General features: G+C 64.5%; 1 protein-coding gene and 1 pseudogene. One reads left to right on the top strand and one right to left on the bottom strand.

Annotated elements, in window-relative coordinates:
• A pseudogene (locus tag QZH66_RS17635) lies at window positions 1-516 on the bottom strand (hypothetical protein); the annotation flags it as partial.
• Here QZH66_RS17635 and QZH66_RS17630 point away from each other — a divergent pair.
• A partial coding sequence (locus tag QZH66_RS17630) for a hypothetical protein (protein WP_305807121.1) occupies window positions 500-712 on the top strand: 213 nt, incomplete at its 3' end. The pseudogene QZH66_RS17635 and the gene QZH66_RS17630 sit on opposite strands and share 17 nt — an antisense overlap.

The following is a 712-nucleotide window of genomic DNA, read 5'->3' as shown; positions in this document are numbered from 1 at the left end:
ATCGAAGGTGGCGGCATTCAACTGCGCCACGTTCACCGCATCGGTGTCCTGGGTGCCGGCGGCCATATGAGTGACTTGGCGTTCATAACCAGCACTGCCCACCGACACCGTGCTTTCGCGATCGGCGATGGACCCGGCGCCCAGGGCTACGCTGTCGATCGCATTGGCGACGGCCTGGAAACCCAGCGCGGTGGATGCCACCGCATTGGCCCGTGCGTCGGCACCGACGGCCGTTGACAGATATTCCTCCGCACGCGACCACGCGCCGACGGCGGTAGTCATTTCCTCGCCTGACCAGGCTGCGGTCCCCAGTGCGGTACCAAACATGGCCTCCGGCGCGGACCCGGCGCCGGCTCCGAGCACAACCGATGCAATGCCGTTGGCGAACGTCGCAAACGGCGGGAAACCGAACAGCGCGCCACCAATGGCGATGCTGCCGTCGGCATTGGCCTGGGTGTAGCTACCCATCGCCAAACTGCTGTAGCCACCGGCAACCGAATTGGAACCAAATGCCATTGCATCGATTTTCTGGGCACTGGCATTGAAGCCGATTGCGACACTCTGCTCGCCCGAGGCATCACTTCTGTGGCCGGCCGCAATCGCGCTTCCACCACTGGCAGACGCCGAAATACCGAACGCCGCAGCATTGTCAGCGGTGGCAAGCGCATTGAAGCCGACCGCGGTGGCGCCATCGGCCAGTGCGTTGCTGCCG

The organism is Stenotrophomonas sp. YIM B06876 (assembly GCF_030711595.1).
GTDB lineage: Bacteria > Pseudomonadota > Gammaproteobacteria > Xanthomonadales > Xanthomonadaceae > Stenotrophomonas.
Note: the sequence above shows the minus strand (reverse complement) of the source record. Positions and strands in the feature narration are given on the sequence as shown.